The sequence below is a fragment of the Microbacterium sp. BH-3-3-3 genome (assembly GCF_001792815.1).
Taxonomy (GTDB): domain Bacteria; phylum Actinomycetota; class Actinomycetes; order Actinomycetales; family Microbacteriaceae; genus Microbacterium.
Genome location: NZ_CP017674.1, coordinates 1,413,335 through 1,430,851 on the forward strand (window position 1 = coordinate 1,413,335; position 17,517 = coordinate 1,430,851).

The 17,517-nt window shown below is 70.0% G+C and carries 11 protein-coding genes; 2 read left to right on the plus strand and 9 right to left on the minus strand.

Features of this window, described 5'->3' with window-relative positions:
- Nucleotides 1–16 precede the first annotated feature (16 nt).
- Nucleotides 17–499 (minus strand): hypothetical protein, encoded by a 483-nt coding sequence (locus BJP65_RS06595; protein WP_070408616.1) that lies wholly within the window; start codon nucleotides 497–499, stop codon nucleotides 17–19.
- 8 nt (nucleotides 500–507) lie between these two features.
- Nucleotides 508–1,632: a hypothetical protein gene (locus tag BJP65_RS16960; protein ID WP_070408617.1), complete on the minus strand. Its 1,125-nt coding sequence runs from the start codon at nucleotides 1,630–1,632 to the stop codon at nucleotides 508–510.
- A 120-nt stretch (nucleotides 1,633–1,752) separates the two neighbouring features.
- Between BJP65_RS16960 and BJP65_RS06605 the strand changes: the two genes are divergently transcribed.
- Nucleotides 1,753–2,385, plus strand: a complete 633-nt coding sequence (locus BJP65_RS06605; protein WP_070408618.1) for a hypothetical protein — start codon at nucleotides 1,753–1,755, stop codon at nucleotides 2,383–2,385.
- A 26-nt stretch (nucleotides 2,386–2,411) separates the two neighbouring features.
- Here the strand turns inward: BJP65_RS06605 and BJP65_RS06610 are convergent, their stop codons facing one another.
- The 5 genes from BJP65_RS06610 to pxpA form a co-directional block, all read right to left on the minus strand.
- On the minus strand, nucleotides 2,412–3,008 hold the full coding sequence (locus BJP65_RS06610; RefSeq protein WP_055833564.1) for a hypothetical protein: 597 nt from the start codon (nucleotides 3,006–3,008) through the stop codon (nucleotides 2,412–2,414).
- A gap of 245 nt (nucleotides 3,009–3,253) precedes the next feature.
- Nucleotides 3,254–7,129, minus strand: a complete 3,876-nt coding sequence (gene rpoC, locus BJP65_RS06615; protein WP_055833560.1) for a DNA-directed RNA polymerase subunit beta' — start codon at nucleotides 7,127–7,129, stop codon at nucleotides 3,254–3,256.
- A gap of 56 nt (nucleotides 7,130–7,185) precedes the next feature.
- Nucleotides 7,186–10,683, minus strand: a complete 3,498-nt coding sequence (locus BJP65_RS06620) for a DNA-directed RNA polymerase subunit beta (protein ID WP_055833556.1) — start codon at nucleotides 10,681–10,683, stop codon at nucleotides 7,186–7,188.
- Nucleotides 10,684–10,954: 271 nt separating this feature from the next.
- The gene (locus BJP65_RS06625) at nucleotides 10,955–12,547 is read right to left on the minus strand and encodes an urea amidolyase family protein (protein ID WP_181016002.1); all 1,593 of its coding nucleotides are present in this window, start codon (nucleotides 12,545–12,547) and stop codon (nucleotides 10,955–10,957) included.
- A gap of 11 nt (nucleotides 12,548–12,558) precedes the next feature.
- Nucleotides 12,559–13,311 carry a 5-oxoprolinase subunit PxpA gene (gene pxpA / locus BJP65_RS06630; RefSeq protein WP_070408619.1) on the minus strand — a complete coding sequence of 251 codons (753 nt, stop codon included), beginning with the start codon at nucleotides 13,309–13,311 and terminating at the stop codon, nucleotides 12,559–12,561.
- A gap of 239 nt (nucleotides 13,312–13,550) precedes the next feature.
- On the opposite strand from pxpA, the gene BJP65_RS06635 reads away from it, so the two are divergent.
- A complete protein-coding gene (locus BJP65_RS06635) occupies nucleotides 13,551–15,218 on the plus strand; it encodes an ABC transporter ATP-binding protein (RefSeq protein WP_055833549.1) in 1,668 nt (555 codons plus the stop codon).
- A gap of 281 nt (nucleotides 15,219–15,499) precedes the next feature.
- On the opposite strand, the gene BJP65_RS06640 is transcribed toward BJP65_RS06635, so the two are convergent.
- Nucleotides 15,500–16,405 (minus strand): ABC transporter permease, encoded by a 906-nt coding sequence (locus BJP65_RS06640; RefSeq protein ID WP_235560547.1) that lies wholly within the window; start codon nucleotides 16,403–16,405, stop codon nucleotides 15,500–15,502.
- 53 nt (nucleotides 16,406–16,458) lie between these two features.
- Nucleotides 16,459–17,463 (minus strand): ABC transporter permease, encoded by a 1,005-nt coding sequence (locus BJP65_RS06645; RefSeq protein ID WP_055833544.1) that lies wholly within the window; start codon nucleotides 17,461–17,463, stop codon nucleotides 16,459–16,461.
- Nucleotides 17,464–17,517: the final 54 nt, after the last annotated feature.

The window sequence follows — 17,517 nt, forward strand, 5'->3', positions numbered from 1 at the left end:
CCCGGTCGTCGACGTGTCAGGGCGTCTCGTCGTCGTCTTCCCAGCGCCACCGCGGGCCGTTCGACCGCGAGCGGACGAGCAGCACCCCGAACAGACCCGCCAGCAGGCCCGCACCCGCGACGACCGCACCCGGGAAGCCGAGGGCGACGCTGCCGGCGGCGGCGAGCCCGCGGGCGGGGTCGGCACCCCCGACGATCGCGCCGACGACGATCCCGAGCACCTCGCCGACGTAGGCACCGACCGCACAGGGCACCGCCGTCAGGTACCCCGGCGGGTCGGCGCGCAGGCCCCACCACAGCACGCCGGCGAACGCCAGCAGCGCCAGCAGCTGCCCGATCACGCCGGGGATCGCGCCGAGCCCGCGCACGGGGATGACGTCGGCGTCGAGCACGAGGCTCATGACACCGAGCCCGCCGATCGACAACGCGATGAACGTCACCGACGCGAAAACGACCGCGACCGGCGGGGTCACCCCGGCCGGTCGCGGTTCGTTCGTCATGGCATCCGTCAGCCCGCGAGCTGGGGACCCGCTTCGAGCGTGCGCTCGTACTCGCGCTGCGCCTCGGCGTTGATCTCGGTGACGCGGCGACCGCGCGCGGCGACCCACGCGCCGAACCAGATCGTCAGCTCACGGCCGAGCACGAAGGCGACGATGGCCAGGGGCACCAGCGCGTTGTCGCGGAGAAGTTCGGCCGACGCGCGCGCGGTGACCATCCAGAACGGGGCGGCCAGCAGCACGCCGAGCAGGTGCCCGAGCCAGGCGATGACGCCCACGACGAGGCCCCAGACGACCCAGTGCCCCCAGCGTCCGCGGTTGATGAGCGCGCCGAGGAACCAGAAACCGAAGTAGAACGCGACGGTCGGCACCCACAGGCCCCAGGTGGCCAGCGTCGACAGCGCGGCCTGGCCGAGGTCGGCGACCTGCACGTCACCGGTCAGCAGACGCAGCCCGAGCGTGGCCGCCAGGTACAGCACGGCGAAGACGAGGGCGGCGAGCAGGCCGATCGCGCCGGCCGCGCCGCGGTTGCCGCGCGGGCGGGGCGCCTCAGGTGCCTGCACGAAGATGGGCTGAGGGCCCCCGACGACGCGGGTGGGCTCGTCGGCGACGGAGGACGCGACGGGGGTGGTCGCCGCGGTGGCGGCGCCGGCGGCGGTGACCCCCGCGGCGGCGGGATACGCCGTCGTGCGGTCATCGTCGTACCGGGGCGCCTCGGTGGTGGGCGTCGTGTCGGACGTGCGCGAGGTCGGGGTGGGCTCCGGCTCGGCCGACGCGGCGTAGGCGGCCCAGCGGGCGTCTTCGTCGTCGAGGTCGCTGGAGGACGAACCGGCGGATGCCGACGCGGTCACCGGCTCGACCGGAGACGCGTCATGCACCACCGGGGCGGGGTGTTCGCCCCGCGCCGACGAGTCGCCGGCGTCCTGGTGCTCGACCGGGGCGTGCTGGCTGAGGGAGGTGGCGTCGCGCTCGTGCGCCTCGCGCTCGTCCCAGGCGGCCTCGGCGACCGCTGGGTCGACCGCGTCACGACGGGCGGCTTCGGCATCGGCGAGGCCTTCGTGGGCCTGCCCGACGACGTCGCGCGGCTCATCCTTGGGCTCGTCGACGGGGTTGCCGTACGACTGGTGGTCGCTCATCGGTGTCTCCTCACGCGGTGCTTGCGGCGCAAGGCTATCCCGGGCACCGCGCCCGAGCGCGCAGGCGTGCCGTGCGATCCGCGTCTCGACCGTGTCTGCGGCGGCGCTTAGGGTGTTCCCATGCCCCGTCGCCCGTTCCTCCAGGTCGCCACCGTCGCGGTGATCGGCATCGCCGCGCTGGCACTCAGCGCGTGCGCCCCCGAGACCGGCGGCGACGCCGCGCCCGCGAGCCCCAGCGCCGCGGCGACGAGCGCGAGCCCGACACCGATCCCCACGATCACCCCGTCGGCGAAACCCGTGACCCTTCCCACCGACTGCCGCGCCCTGCTGTCGGCCGACGTGCTGGCCCAGCTCGGATCCACGCCGCTGAACGATCCGGCGGCCGGCCCCTCGGGCACGCTCGACGACGGCACCCTCGTGTGCATCTGGCGCGACCCCGCCGCCGACACCACGGGACTCGTCACCCGCATCTCGGCGATGGACCGCGGACCCGCCCTCGACATGTTGAACGACCTCGTGGCCACGCAGGGCTTCAGTTGCTACACGCCCGACGACGGCACGCGCTGCGAGAAGACCTGGATCAACGACACCTACCCCGTCAACGACGGCCGCACCCTCTTCTGGCGCGACGGCGTGCTCATCGACACCCAGTACTCGAACCTTGCCCCCACGGGCTACACGGCGAGCGTCATCGCCTCGATCTTCCCCGCGGCGACCCCGTCGCCCACGGCATCCCCCTCACCGTCCGCCTGAGCGCCCCCTTCGCGCACGGAGAAGTACTACTCGCCGAAGGCGTGGGATGCCACGATCGCGGCGTAGTCGGTCGGCATCCACCCCGAGAGGGTCGATGAGACCCAGCGGTCCGCGCGCAGGTCGTGCACCTCGACGAGATCCCCCACCTGCCGCTCGCAGTGCGTCGCGGCCTCGACGGTCTCGCAGTCGAAGCCCTGTGCCGTCAAGACGGCGGGCACGGCCGTCGCCGCCTCGGGCGTGACGGTCGACACGGTCGTCTCGACGAAGCGTCCGCTCTCGCCCCGCCAGTGGCACGTCACCACGACGGTGGGAGACGCCGCCGCCACGGCCTCGGGCGTCGACAGCGCCGGCGTGCGCCGCTGGGACAGCAGGGCTTCGGGCGACCAGACCAGCGACGACCAGAGGGGCTGCGAGTACAGATGCCGACAGTCTTCCGCGGGCCCGACCGGCTCGGGAGCGGCGGCGGGCGAGGACGAAGTGGCGGCGCGGAGGGTGTCGCCGACGAACGTGACGAGCGCGGGGACCCCGGGGGCCGCGAGCACGAAGAGCGCGGCGACGGCGGCCGCCGACAGCAGTCCGGCCGGCCATGCGAGCCAGAGGCTCCGCCCCCCGATTCGAGCCATTCGTTCCTCCTCGACCACGGTAGGCGCACTCCCCCCGCCGAAGCGGTCCTCGACACGCCGTGGGAGCGCGCCCGACCCGCGTGCGCTTTCACACCGACGGAACGGGGCGCGGTCGCGACGGCCGCCGTGCGCGGACATGATCCGGTCGCGCACGCCATCCTCGCCGACACGACGAAGGCCCCCGGCGTGCGCCGGGGGCCTTCGGGGGAATCAGGATGCCGCACCGAGGTGCGGCATCCGTCGATTCAGTTGTACGTACCGGGCGTGAAGTCGTCCGACGAGAAGCTGTCGAAATCGACGTAGCTCAGGTCGGCGTCGCTGTACGCGCCGTCCGAGGCGAAGATGCGGTTGGGGTACCGCTCGCTCTTGGCCTCTTCCGTCGCCTCGACCGTGACGTTGCGGTACTTCGCAAGTCCGGTTCCGGCGGGGATGAGCTTTCCGATGATGACGTTTTCCTTGAGACCGACGAGCGGGTCGCTCTTGCCCTCCATGGCCGCCTGCGTCAGGACGCGGGTGGTCTCCTGGAACGACGCGGCCGACAGCCACGACTCCGTCGCGAGCGACGCCTTCGTGATACCCATCAGCTCAGGACGACCCGACGCGGGGCGCTTGCCCTCGCCGACCGCCGCGCGGTTGATGTTCTGGTACCGCTTGAAGTCGACGAGCTCACCCGGGAGCAGGTCGGTGTCGGCGTGGTCGACGACGGTGACCTTGCGGAGCATCTGACGGACGATGACCTCGATGTGCTTGTCGTGGATCGGCACACCCTGCGAGCGGTACACGCCCTGGACGCCGTTCACGAGGTACTTCTGCACCTCGCGGGCACCCTGCACGCGCATGACCTCCTTGGGGTCGAGCGTTCCGACCTGCAGGGGCTCACCCACCGAGACGTGCTGGCCGTCTTCGACCAGGAGCGTCGCGCGCTTCAGGACGGGGTAGACCACCGGCTCGTCTCCGTTGTCGGGCGTGAGGATGACCTTCTTGGCCTTGTCGGTCTCGTCGATCGTGATGCGGCCGTCGGCCTCGGCGATCGGCGACGCACCCTTGGGGGTGCGGGCCTCGAAGAGCTCCTGCACGCGGGGCAGACCCTGCGTGATGTCGTCGGCCGACGCGGAACCACCGGTGTGGAAGGTACGCATCGTCAGCTGGGTACCGGGCTCACCGATCGACTGGGCCGCGATGATGCCGACGGCCTCGCCGATGTCGACGATCTTGCCGGTCGCGAGCGAACGGCCGTAGCACTTCGCGCACACACCGACGGCGGAGTCGCACGTCAGGACCGAGCGGACCTTGATGGACTCGATGCCACCGGCGACCAGCTTGTCGATGAGCACGTCGCCCACGTCGTCGCCGGCCTCGGCCAGAACCGTGCCCTGCGCGTCGACGACCTCGGTCGCCAGCGTGCGGGCGAACACGGAGTTCTCGACGTTGGCATCCATGACCAGCGCGCCGCTCGAGTCGGCCGCGGCGATCGGGAGCTCGAGGCCCTTCGACGTGCCGCAGTCTTCCTCGCGGATGATGACGTCCTGCGAGACGTCCACCAGACGACGGGTCAGGTAACCCGAGTCGGCGGTACGCAGAGCGGTGTCGGCCAGGCCCTTACGAGCACCGTGCGTCGCGATGAAGTACTCGGCGACCGAGAGACCCTCACGGTACGACGAGATGATCGGACGCGGGATGATCTCACCCTTGGGGTTGTTCACCAGGCCGCGCATACCCGCGATGTTGCGGATCTGCAGCCAGTTACCACGGGCGCCCGACGAGACCATGCGGTTGATGGTGTTGTCGGCGGGGAAGTTGTCCCGCATCGCCTTCTGGACCTCGTCGGTGGCCTCGGTCCAGATCTTGATGAGCTCCTGACGACGCTCGGCGTCGGTGGTGAGACCCTTCTCGTACTGCGCCTGGACCTTCGCGGCCTGCTTCTCGTAGCCCGCGACGATCTCGCCCTTGTTGGGGGGCGTGAGGATGTCGCTCAGCGCCACCGTCACACCGGAGCGCGTGGCCCAGTAGAAGCCGGCGTCCTTGATGCGGTCGAGCGATGCCGCGACCTCGACCTTGGGGTACTCCTCGGCCAGCTTGTTGACGATCTGCGACAGCTTGCCCTTGTCGGCCTGCTCGCGAACGAACGGGTAGCCCTTGGGGAGCGTGTCGTTGAAGATCGCCTGACCGAGCGAGGCGTCGACGAGACCGTGCTTCTCGTACCCCTCGGGCGCCTGGCCCTCGAGGAACGTCAGACCCGGGATGCGGATGCGCGCCTTGGCCTGCAGGTCGAGGGTGCCCTCGTCCTTGGCCAGGATCGCTTCGCCCACCGAACCGAACGCACGGCCTTCGCCCGACGCACCCTCCTTGAGGGTGGTGAGGTGGTGCAGACCGATGATCATGTCCTGCGAGGGCAGGGTGACCGGACGGCCGTCCGACGGCTTCAGGATGTTGTTCGACGCGAGCATCAGCACGCGGGCCTCGGCCTGAGCCTCGACCGACAGGGGCAGGTGGACAGCCATCTGGTCACCGTCGAAGTCGGCGTTGAACGCCGCGCACACGAGCGGGTGCAGCTGGATGGCCTTGCCCTCGACGAGCTGGGGCTCGAACGCCTGGATGCCGAGACGGTGCAGGGTGGGTGCACGGTTCAGCAGCACGGGGCGCTCGCGGATGATCTCTTCGAGCACGTCCCAGACCTCGGGACGGAAGCGCTCGACCGCACGCTTGGCGGCCTTGATGTTCTGGGAGTGGCCCAGGTCGATCAGGCGCTTGATCACGAAGGGCTTGAACAGCTCGAGAGCCATCTGCTTGGGCAGACCGCACTGGTGGAGCTTGAGCTGGGGTCCGACGATGATGACCGAACGACCCGAGTAGTCGACGCGCTTGCCCAGCAGGTTCTGGCGGAAGCGACCCTGCTTTCCCTTGAGCATGTCGCTCAGGGACTTCAGGGCGCGGTTGCCGGTACCGGTGACGGGGCGACCACGGCGGCCGTTGTCGAACAGCGCGTCGACGGCCTCCTGCAGCATGCGCTTCTCGTTGTTGACGATGATCTCGGGGGCACCGAGATCGATCAGACGACGGAGGCGGTTGTTGCGGTTGATCACACGACGGTAGAGGTCGTTGAGGTCGGAGGTCGCGAAGCGGCCACCGTCGAGCTGCACCATGGGACGCAGCTCCGGCGGGATCACCGGAACGACGTCGAGCACCATGGAGGCCGGCGACATGCCGGTCTGCAGGAACGAGTTGACGACCTTGAGTCGCTTGATCGCGCGGATCTTGCGCTGGCCCTTGCCCTCGGAGATCTGCAGGTGCAGGTTCTCGCTCTCGGCGGCCAGGTCGAAGATCTCGAGGCGACGCTTGATCGACTCCGCGCCCATGTGGGCCTCGAAGTACTGACCGAAGCGGTCCTGCAGCTCGTGGAAGACGTCGTCCTCGGGCTTCAGGGCACCGACCTCGAGCGTGCGGAAGTCTTCCCACACGCGCTCCAGCTTGGCGATCTGCTCGTCGGCACCCTTGCGGGTGGCCGTCATCTCTTTCTCGGCGGCGTCCTTGACCTTCTTCTTCTGGTCGGCCTTGGCGCCTTCCGCCTCGAGGGCGGCGAGTTCCTCTTCGAGCTTGGCCAGGCGGGCGGCGATGCGGGCATCGCGGCGGTCGCCGAGCGTCTTCAGCTCGAGGCGGATGTTGTTCTCCTGCATGGCGAGGTCGCGGTGACGAGCATCTTCGTCGACCGAGATCACCATGTAGGCGGCGAAGTAGATGACCTTCTCGAGGTCCTTCGGCGCCATGTCGAGCAGGTAGCCCAAGCGCGAGGGGACGCCCTTGAAGTACCAGATGTGCGTGACGGGCGCGGCGAGCTCGATGTGGCCCATGCGCTCGCGACGGACGGAGCTCTTGGTGACCTCCACGCCGCAGCGCTCGCAGACGATGCCCTTGAAGCGCACGCGCTTGTACTTGCCGCAGGCGCACTCCCAGTCGCGGGAGGGCCCGAAGATCTGCTCGCCGAACAGGCCGTCCTTCTCGGGCTTCAGCGTGCGGTAGTTGATCGTCTCGGGCTTCTTGACCTCACCGAAGGACCAACGACGGATGTCGTCGGCGGTGGCCAGACCGATACGGATCTGATCAAAAGTGGTTGATTCGAGCACTGGTTCTCCTGTGTCGGAATTCTCTGAAATCTGAGCTGGGTCGCTGAGCTAGGAGCTCAGATCTCGTCGATCGACGAGGACTCGAAGCGGCTGGAGATGTTGATGCCGAGCTCTTCCGCAGCGCGGAAGGCGTCGTCGTCGGTGTCACGGAGGTTCACAACCGTGCCGTCGGCCGAGAGGACCTCGACGTTCAGGCAGAGCGACTGCATCTCTTTCATGAGCACCTTGAACGACTCGGGGATGCCGGGCTCCTGGATGTTCTCGCCCTTGACGATCGCCTCGTACACCTTCACGCGGCCGAGGATGTCGTCGGACTTGATCGTCAGGAGCTCCTGCAGCGCGTACGCGGCACCGTAGGCCTCGAGCGCCCACACTTCCATCTCACCGAAGCGCTGACCACCGAACTGCGCCTTACCACCGAGCGGCTGCTGGGTGATCATCGAGTACGGGCCCGTCGAACGTGCGTGGATCTTGTCGTCGACGAGGTGGTGCAGCTTCAGGATGTACATGTAGCCGACCGAGATGGGCGCCGGGAACGGCTCTCCGGAGCGGCCGTCGAACAGCAGCGTCTTTCCGGTGGAGTCGACCAGACGGTCACCGTCGCGGTTCGTGATCGTCGAGTCGAGCAGACCCGCGATCTCGGCCTCGAACGCACCGTCGAACACCGGGGTGGCGACCTTCGTGCCGGGGGCTGCTTCGCGAGCGGCCTCGGGCAGGTTCGTCGCCCACTCGGGCGTGCCCTCGACCTTCCAGCCCTGCTGGGCGATCCATCCGAGGTGCAGCTCGAGCACCTGGCCGAAGTTCATTCGGCCCGGGATACCGAGCGGGTTCAGGATGATGTCGACCGGCGTGCCGTCGGACAGGAAGGGCATGTCCTCGATCGGGAGGATCTTGGCGATGACACCCTTGTTGCCGTGGCGGCCGGCGAGCTTGTCGCCCTCGGTGATCTTGCGCTTCTGGGCGATGTAGACCACGACGCGGCGGTTGACGCCCGAGCCGAGCTCGTCGTCACCGTCTTCGGCGTTGAACTCCTTGACGGCGATGATCGTGCCCTGCTCGCCGTGGGGCACCTTCAGCGAGGTGTCACGGACTTCGCGGCTCTTCTCGTTGAAGATCGCGCGGAGCAGACGCTCTTCGGCCGAGAGCTCGGTCTCGCCCTTGGGCGTGACCTTGCCGACCAGGATGTCGCCGGGGCGAACCTCGGCACCGATGCGGATGATGCCGCGGTCGTCGAGGTCCTTCAGCAGGTCGGGGCTGACGTTGGGGAGGTCACGGGTGATCTCCTCTTTACCCAGCTTGGTGTCGCGCGCGTCGACCTCGTACTCCTCGATGTGGATCGACGACAGCGTGTCGTCCTTCACGAGGTCCTGGCTGAGGATGATCGCGTCCTCGAAGTTGTGGCCTTCCCAGGTCATGAACGCCACGAGGAGGTTCTTGCCGAGGGCGAGCTCGCCGTTCTCGGTCGCGGGACCGTCGGCGATGACCTCGCCGGCCTCGATGCGCTCGCCGGCCGAGACGACCACGCGCTGGTTGTACGACGTGCCCTGGTTGGAGCGGTCGAACTTGCGGAGGAAGTAGTCCTGCGTGCCACCCTCGTCGAGCTGGACGGTCACGACGTCGGCCGAGACCTCGAGCACCACACCGGCCTTGTCGGCGGTGACGACGTCACCGGCGTCGATGGCGGCGAAGCCCTCCATACCGGTTCCGACGATGGGCGACTCACTGCGCACGAGCGGCACGGCCTGACGCTGCATGTTCGCACCCATGAGGGCGCGGTTGGCATCGTCGTGCTCGAGGAACGGGATGAGCGAGGTCGCCACCGACACCATCTGGCGCGGCGAGACGTCCATGTAGCCGATCTCGTCGTTCGGGAACAGGTCGACCTCGCCACCCTGACCGCGGCGGGCCAGGATGCGGTCCTCCACGAAGTGACCGTCGGCCTGCAGCGCGACACCGGCCTGAGCGACGATGTGGTCGCTCTCTTCGCTGGCGGTCAGGTAGTCGATCTGGTCGGTCACGCGACCGTCGACGACGCGACGGTACGGGGTCTCGATGAAGCCGAACGCGTTGATGCGCGCGAACGAGGCGAGCGAGCCGATCAGACCGATGTTCGGGCCTTCAGGCGTCTCGATGGGGCACATACGGCCGTAGTGCGAGGGGTGGACGTCACGGACCTCGACGCCGGCACGCTCACGCGACAGACCACCCGGGCCCAGCGCCGACAGGCGACGCTTGTGGGTCAGACCCGCGAGCGGGTTGTTCTGGTCCATGAACTGCGACAGCTGCGAGGTTCCGAAGAACTCCTTGATCGCGGCGACGACGGGGCGCACGTTGATCAGCGTCTGCGGCGTGATCGCCTCGATGTCCTGCGTGGTCATGCGCTCGCGGACGACGCGCTCCATGCGGGACAGACCGGTGCGGACCTGGTTCTGGATGAGCTCGCCGACAGCGCGGATGCGGCGGTTGCCGAAGTTGTCGATGTCGTCGGTGTCGAGGCGGATGTCGGCGGACTGGCCACCGCGCACGCCGTCGAACGACGCGTCGCCGCGGTGCAGACGCACCATGTACTTGATCGTGGCGACGATGTCGTCGACGGTCAGCACCGAGTCGCTCAGCGGCTTGTCGAGACCGAGCTTCTGGTTGATCTTGTAGCGACCCACCTTGGCGAGGTCGTAGCGCTTCGAGTTGAAGTAGAAGTTGTCGAGCAGCGCGCGGGCGGCCTCGGCGGCGACCTGCTCGCCCGGACGCAGCTTGCGGTAGATGTCGCGGAGGGCATCTTCCTTCGTGAGGATGGTGTCCTTCGAGAGCGTCTCTTCGATCGAGTCGAAGCCGGCGAACTCGGCGAGGATGTCTTCGCTGGTCAGGCCGAGGGCCTTGAGGAAGACGGTGACCGACTGCTTGCGCTTGCGGTCGATGCGCACGCCGACCTGGTCGCGCTTGTCGATCTCGAACTCGAGCCAGGCGCCTCGAGAGGGGATGACGCGGGCCGACACGATGTCCTTGTCGGACGTCTTGTCGGGGGTCTTGTCGAAGTAGACACCGGGCGAACGCACGAGCTGCGAGACCACGACACGCTCGGTGCCGTTGATGATGAACGTGCCCTTGTCGGTCTGGAGCGGGAAATCGCCCATGAAGACCGTCTGGGTCTTGATCTCACCGGTCTGGTGGTTCATGAACTCGGCCTCGACGTAGAGCGGGGCGGCGTACGTCTTGCCGCGCTCCTTGCACTCTTCGATCGAGTACTTCTCGGGCTCGAGATAGGGGTTCGTGAACGAGAGCTGCATGGTCTCGCTCAGGTCCTCGATCGGGGAGATCTCCTCGAAGATCTCTTCCAGACCGCTGATCTCGGGGACGTCGGTCCGGCCGACGGCCTGAGCCTCGGCGACGCGCGCCTTCCAGGCCTCGTTACCGACGAGCCAGTCGAACGACTCGGTCTGCAGGGCGAGCAGATCGGGAACGGTCAGCTTGTCGGAGATCTTGGCGAACGAGAGGCGGGATGCGCCGCGTCCGCTCTTGGGGGTGGTGGTGGTGGATGCGGTGTTCGCAGCAGCCAAGGGAATAACCTCCAGAAGCCCGGGCGAGGGGCTCGTGATTCCTTGTCGTCAGGTGGAGTGCGTTCCTGCCCCGAAAACCCACCGTCGCACACCGCGATGAAGCGGGGACGGGCAGGCTCAGCCGACCACCATATGAGGGCAGGGGGAATCGAGGAGCGCAAAGTCCAAGCATACGCGGGAGGACGCGCCGTGTCCAGTCCGATTCTTGACGACCTCGCGCGCCTGCGGTATAAACGCGCACGCCTGTTCGGCGGGGCCGCCGGATCGGCGGTCAGGCACGCCGGAATCGCACGGCATCACCCGGCCGCGCCTGCGCCAGCGCGTCGAGCGCGGCATCCGTCACCGCGGCGATCACGGGGTATCCCCCGGTCACCGGACCGTCGGCGAGCAGCACCACCGGTCGTCCGTGCGGCGGCACCTGGATCGCGCCGGGGCGCATCCCCTCACTGGGCAGCTCGTCGTGACGCGTGCGCTCCAGCGGGGGTCCGTCGAGACGCATGCCCACGCGATCGGAGTGGGTCGACACGGTCCACTCCGCATCGGCCAGCGTCGACCACGCCGAGGGAGCGAACCAGTCGGCGCGGGGACCGGCGGTGATGCGCACGTCGATCACGGCCGGCGGCACCGACCACGGGAACGCGTCGACGACCGGGATCGGGGATGCCGGGTCCCCCGCGCGAACGACCTCACCCGCGCGGAGAGGCGCGGGGCCGAGCCCGGCCAGCACGTCGGTCGCGCGCGAGCCCAGCGCCACCGGCGCAACGATGCCGCCCCGCACGGCGAGGTAGCAGCGCAGCCCGGCGCGGACGGCCCCGATGTGCAGCTCGGCTCCGGCGGGCACGAGCACCGGCGCGTAGGCATCCGCGGTCCTCCCGTCGACGCGCACCTCGGCGAACGCGCCCGTGACGCATACCCACGTGTCGCTCTCGGCCCGGGCGCCGAAGCCGCCGAGAGCGATCTCGAGGCCCGCGGCACCCTCGTCGTTGCCGACGAGGCGGTTGGCGATGCGGAGCGCGGCGCGATCCAACGCACCCGAACGCGCGACGCCGAGGGCGGCGCGGCCGGGTCGACCCAGGTCCTGCACGGTGGTGAAACCGCCGGGGGCGAGCACGCGGAGGGCGGGCGGGGAGTCCGCCTCCGGCGTGGGGCGAAGGGAGGGCGAGGGGTGAGGGGAGGGCGCGGAGTCGGCATCCCCTCCTCCGCTCGTCCCTCGCCCTCCGCTCGACCTCGATCCCGGCGCGGGGGGTGCGGCGATGACGACGCGGGCGCGCTGCGCCACGAATCGCACGCGCGACCGGGGTGGGAGGAGCACCGGGTCGGCGGCATCCGGATCGAACAGCACGGCGTCGGTCGAGGCGATCAGGCGCCACCCGCCGGGGGTCTCGCGCGGATACGCTCCGCTGAACTCCGCGGCCAGACCCACCGCCCCCGCGGGCACGCGGGTGCGCGGCTGCGCCAGGCGCGGCACGTCGAACGGCCAATCGGCGCTGACGAGGTAGGCGAACCCGGGGGCGAAGCCCGTGAACGCCACCGTCCACTCCACCCCGGTGTGGTGGGCCACCAGAGCGGCGACGGGGATGCCGAGGAGCGCGGCGGTGTCGTCGAGGTCGTCGCCGTCGTAGCGCACCGGCACCTCGACGAGGGGGCCGGGTGCGACGGCATCCGGGGTCGTGCCGGCGGCGGAGCGGATCCAGGAGCGGACGGCGTCGACCGACGTGCGAGCGGGATCGAAGCCCACGAGGACGGTCCGCGCGGCGGGGACGAGCTCGTCGACGCCGGCGGGCGGGTCGGCGGCGAGGGCGGCGTGGAGCGCCAGGACCGCGGCCAGGTCGGCGACCTCGGCGAGCACGGCCCGCTCCCCCATCGGCCGGAGCGTCACCACGGCGCGCGCACCTCGATGCCCGCGGCGTCGAGGGTCCCGCGCACCGCCTGGGCCATCGCGACCGCCGAGGGGGTGTCGCCGTGCAGGCACAGCGAGGCCGCATCGACCGCGATGCGCGTGCCGTCGACGGCCACGACCTCGCCCTCGCGCACCAGACGCAACGCCCGCTCGGCGACGAGCGCGGGGTCGTCGACGAGCGCCCCCGGTTCCCCGCGGGGCACGAGCTGCCCGTGGGCGGTGTACCCGCGGTCGAGGAACGCCTCGCGCACGAAGGGCAGTCCCGCCGCTGCCGCGGCCTCGGCGATCGCCCCCGCAAGACCCAGCATCGGCAGGGCGCGGCCGAGCCGGGCAGAGAGGTCGGCGACCGCGGCGACGACGGCTCCGGCCTGCGAGGCGTCGTCGATCACCGCGTGGTACAGCGCCCCGTGCGGTTTGACGTAGCGCAGGTCGGCACCGGCCGCGGCGAGCGCGTCGAGCTGGGCGGCGATGCTCGCCCGGAGGTCGTCCGGGGCGGGGTCGCGCCGGACACGGCCGAAGTTCGCGCGGTCGTCGTACGAGGGATGCGCGCCGACCGCGACACCGAACCGTGCCGCCCGTTCGACCGAGGCGCGCATGGAGGCGGCGTCTCCGGCGTGCCCCCCGCAGGCGACGTTGGCGCTGGAGACGACGGCGAACATGGCGTCGTCGTCGGCGGTCGGCATCCCGTCGACGGTCTCGCCGAGGTCGGCGTTGAGGTCCACGCGCATGGAGCCACCGTAACGCCGCGATGCGCGCGCGCGAGGGTCGGCGGCGCGGGGCGGCGCGGCCCGTCGCCGACGTTGCCGGCGCGCGGCGCGCACAGCTCCTGCGCCGTCCGTGCGGCGGACGCACACCGACGGTGAGCGGGCGCATCCGCCTGAGTCGTGCGGATCCGAGCGCGTTACGGGGGTGTGACGATCGGGCGGAGGGGGTGGGCAGAACGGGCGGCGCGGGCGAGGATGGTGGGATGACCTCCGATGTCGCCGGTCCCCCCGCTCCGGCATCCCCCCTGCCCCTTCTCTCGGTCCGTGATCTCGCGGTCGACTTCGCCACCATGGACGGCCCCGTGCGGGCCGTCGATGGGGTGGATCTCGACATCCACGCGGGTGAGACCATCGCCATCGTCGGCGAATCCGGCTCCGGCAAGTCGACGACCGCCATGGCGATCATCGGTCTGCTCGCCTCCGGGGGCCGCGTGGCCCGCGGCCAGATCCTGCTCGACGGCGAGGACCTCACCACCTTCGGCGAGGCCCGCATGCGTCAGGTACGCGGCCGGCAGATCGGCCTGGTGCCCCAGGATCCGATGTCGAACCTCAACCCCGTCGCGAAGATCGGCACGCAGGTCGCCGAGACGCTGCTCGCCCACGGCCTGGCCGAACGCGCGAACGTCAAAGGCAAGGTCGTCGAGGCGCTCGAGGCCGCGGGACTGCCGGATGCCGAGAAGCGGGCGACGCAGTACCCGCACGAGTTCTCGGGCGGCATGCGCCAGCGCGCGCTCATCGCGATCGGCCTCGCCTGCCGGCCGCGCCTGCTGATCGCCGACGAGCCGACGAGCGCGCTCGACGTCACCGTGCAGCAGACGATCCTCGACCAGATCGACAAGCAGACCGACGAGCTGGGCGCGGCCGTGCTCCTCATCACCCACGACCTGGGTCTCGCCGCGGAACGCGCATCGAGAGTCGTGGTCATGCACCGCGGGCGCGTCGTCGAGCAGGGGCCCGCACGCCAGATCCTTGAGAACCCCCAGCACGAGTACACGAAGTCACTGGTGGCGGCGGCGCCCTCGGTCGCGGCCGTGCGACTGCGCCCCGAGGACTTCCGCGGCTCGCGCGCCGCCGAGCCGGTACGCGACCACATCGTCGAGATCTCGAACCTCACCAAGGTGTACCCGACGAGGGGGCGGGGCGACGACTTCCGCGCCGTCGACGACGTGTCGCTCGCGATCCCCCGCGGCCAGACCGTCGCCATCGTGGGCGAGTCGGGGTCGGGCAAGACGACGACCGCGCGCATGCTGCTGAAGGTCGTCGAGCCCACGAGCGGATCGATCACGTTCGACGGGCAGGACGTCGCGGCTCTGAAGGGCGACGCCCTGCGGCAGTTCCGCCAGAAGGTGCAGCCGATCTTCCAGGACCCGTACTCGAGCCTGAACCCCATGTTCACCGTCGAGCGCATCGTCGAGGAGCCCCTGTCGTTCTACAAGCGCGGCTCGAAGGCGGAACGCGCGAAGCGGGTGCGCCAGCTGATGGACGACGTGGCCCTGCCGGCATCCATGCTGCGCCGCTACCCCTCGGAACTGTCGGGCGGGCAACGGCAGCGCGTCGCGATCGCCCGGGCCCTCGCCCTCTCGCCCGAGCTGATCGTGTGCGACGAGCCGGTGTCGGCGCTCGACGTGCTCGTACAGGCGCAGATCCTCGACCTGCTGGGCGACCTGCAGCGCGAGTACGGCCTGAGCTACCTCTTCATCTCGCACGACCTCGCGGTGGTGCGCCTGATCAGCGATTACGTCTGCGTGATGAAGGACGGACGCCTGGTCGAGGCGGCATCCAGCGAAGAGGTCTTCACCAACCCCCGCGACCCGTACACGCGCCGCTTGCTGGCGTCGATCCCGGGCAACGAGCTGGGCTTGGCGGGCTGAAACAGCTCGCGGTGCAGCGGGCGATGTCCCCCGGCACCCGCTGGCCCACGGCCCCGCGGCACGTGCGCTGAGGCATGTCCCACTTGGTGCGAGAAACGGTCGGCAGACCTGCACGAAGTGGGACATGGCACCCACCGCCGGCGGCGCAGCGGCTCGCGCGCCGAAGCATGTCCCACTTCGTGCGAGAAACGGTCGGCGAGACTGCACGAAGTGGGACATGGATGCCGCGCCGACGACGCCGCGGCCCCGACCCGCGCGAGCGAGTCGGGGCCGGGCGCCCGCTACCGCGCGCGGGTGCGGGGGTCCATCGCCTCGCGGAGCGACTCGCCCAGCAGCGTGAAGCCCAGCGCGGTCACGGCGATGCAGATGCCCGGCAGGAACGCCAGCCACGGGGCGATCGCCAGCTCGGCCTGCGCGTACGTGAGCATGCGGCCCCACTCGGCGGTCTGCGGCAGCCCGCCACCGAGGCCCAGGAACGACAGTGCGGCCGCGTCGATGACGGCGGTCGCGAGCGTGAGCGTGCCCTGCACGATGACCGGCCCGACGCTGTTGGGCAGCACGTGGGTCATCGTGATTGTCCGTCGACTGAGGCCCAGGGTCTGCGCCGACAGCACGTAGTCGGCGCCGCGCTGCTGCAGCATCGAGGCGCGCAGGAGCCGCGCGAACACCGGCACCTGCGACGCACCGATCGCGATCATGATCGCGAGCTGGCTCTGGCCGAGGATGGCGGCGATCGAGACGGCGAGGAGCAGGTTCGGCACCGAGAGCAGGATGTCGACGAAGCGCATGACCACCGCGTCGACCCACCCGCCGAACATGCCCGCCAGCAGCCCCAGCGCCATGCCGCCGATCAGGCCCATCGCCGTCGAGATGACACCGATCTGCAGCGACGCCTGGGCGCCCCAGATGAGCTTCGACAGCACGTCGCCGCCGAAGCGGTCGAGACCGAGGGGGAACTCGGCCATCTCGCCCGGCCCCGGGATGTCGGTCGGCGTGATGAAACGCTGTCCGGGCAGGGACTCGGCCGGGTACGGCGCGAGCAGCGGCGCGAGGGCCGCCACGAGCAGGAACGCCAGCACGATGATCGCGCCGATCCAGGCGACGGGACTGTGCCGGAGTCGCTGGAACACGTCCTGCCAGAAGCCGCCCCCGCGCGCCTGGGCGGCGAGGAGCTGGCCGTCGACGATCGCGTTGTCGTCGACGGGACCGCCGCTGGGGGCGGGAGGGAGGATGCCGGAGCTCACTGGACTCTCACTCTCGGGTCGATGACGCTGTACGACAGGTCGACCAGCAGGTTGATGAGCGCGTACGCGATCGCGATGAAGATGATGAAGCCCTGCAGCACGGGGAAGTCGCGCGTGAAGATGGCCCGCGCGAGGAACTGCCCGATGCCCGGGAAGGCGAACACCGTCTCGGTGAGCACCGCCCCCGAGATGAGCAGGCCCGCCTGCAGGCCCACCGTGGTGATGACCGGAAGCATGGCGTTGCGCAGGATGAAGCGGTTGCGCAGCGTCGAGCGGCCGATGCCCTTGGCGCGGCCGGTGCGGACGTAGTCGGCGTTCTGCACCTCGAGCACCGAGGCGCGCGTGATGCGCACGATGATCGCGAGCGGGATCGTGCCGAGCGCGACCGCCGGCAGGATCAGGTGCAGCACGGCATCCCACGACGCGTCGAACTCCCCGGTGATGAGCCCGTCGAAGACGTAGAGGTTCGTGTAGTGCGTCGCGTCGATGCGCGGGTTCTGGCGACCGTCGGAGGGCAGCCAGCCGAGCTGCACGGCGAAGACGTACTTGAGGATGAACGCCAGGAAGAACACCGGGATGGTGATCCCGATGAGGCTCAGCACGACGGCGGTGTGATCCCAGATCTTGCCGTGACGGCGCGCGGCCCAATAGCCGAGCGGGATGCCGATGCCCACCGCCACGATGAGCGCGCCGATCGACAGCTCGAGGGTGGCGGGGAAGCGACGCACGAACTCCTCGAGCACGGGCCGGCCCGTCTGGATCGAGGAGCCGAAGTCTCCGGTCATCAGACGCCCGAGCCACGTGAAGTACTGCACGTAGAGGGGTTCGTTGAAGCCGTAGAGCTCGTTGATGCGAGCGACGGCGGCGGGGGTGGCCCGCTCACCCAACAGGGCGACGGCGGGGCCGCCCGGGAGCGCGCGCACCCAGGCGAAGAGCAGGACGGACAGACCGAACAGAGTGGGGATGAGCAGGAGCAGGCGCCTGCCGATGGTGCGGAGCACGGGTTCTCACAGGGTGTCGGGAACGGGGGGACGCGGAACCGCGGGCCCCGGCGT

What these genes read in the sequence shown, in the direction of transcription:
- BJP65_RS06595 (WP_070408616.1), bottom strand. Translation starts at nt 499, where the DNA reads ATGACGAACGAACCGCGACCGGCCGGGGTGACCCCGCCGGTCGCGGTC.
- BJP65_RS16960 (WP_070408617.1), bottom strand. Translation starts at nt 1,632, where the DNA reads ATGAGCGACCACCAGTCGTACGGCAACCCCGTCGACGAGCCCAAGGAT.
- BJP65_RS06605 (WP_070408618.1), top strand. Translation starts at nt 1,753, where the DNA reads ATGCCCCGTCGCCCGTTCCTCCAGGTCGCCACCGTCGCGGTGATCGGC.
- BJP65_RS06610 (WP_055833564.1), bottom strand. Translation starts at nt 3,008, where the DNA reads ATGGCTCGAATCGGGGGGCGGAGCCTCTGGCTCGCATGGCCGGCCGGA.
- BJP65_RS06625 (WP_181016002.1), bottom strand. Translation starts at nt 12,547, where the DNA reads ATGGGGGAGCGGGCCGTGCTCGCCGAGGTCGCCGACCTGGCCGCGGTC.
- pxpA (WP_070408619.1), bottom strand. Translation starts at nt 13,311, where the DNA reads ATGCGCGTGGACCTCAACGCCGACCTCGGCGAGACCGTCGACGGGATG.
- BJP65_RS06635 (WP_055833549.1), top strand. Translation starts at nt 13,551, where the DNA reads ATGACCTCCGATGTCGCCGGTCCCCCCGCTCCGGCATCCCCCCTGCCC.